This is a genomic window from Morganella sp. Je.2.23, assembly GCF_051129855.1.
Classification (GTDB): domain Bacteria; phylum Pseudomonadota; class Gammaproteobacteria; order Enterobacterales; family Enterobacteriaceae; genus Morganella; species Morganella sibonii.
Genome location: NZ_JBCPSQ010000048.1, coordinates 1 through 255, shown reverse-complemented (window position 1 = coordinate 255; position 255 = coordinate 1). Strand labels below are relative to the sequence as shown.

General features: G+C 53.3%; 1 rRNA gene. It reads left to right on the top strand.

The features are described from left to right. Positions 1–255, top strand: a 16S ribosomal RNA gene (locus AAZR23_RS20795); the annotation flags it as partial.

Here is a 255-nt window from a genome sequence, read left to right as displayed (position 1 = left end):
GGAGGCAGCAGTGGGGAATATTGCACAATGGGCGCAAGCCTGATGCAGCCATGCCGCGTGTATGAAGAAGGCCTTCGGGTTGTAAAGTACTTTCAGTCGGGAGGAAGGTGTTAAGGTTAATAACCTTGACAATTGACGTTACCGACAGAAGAAGCACCGGCTAACTCCGTGCCAGCAGCCGCGGTAATACGGAGGGTGCAAGCGTTAATCGGAATTACTGGGCGTAAAGCGCACGCAGGCGGTTGATTGAGTCAG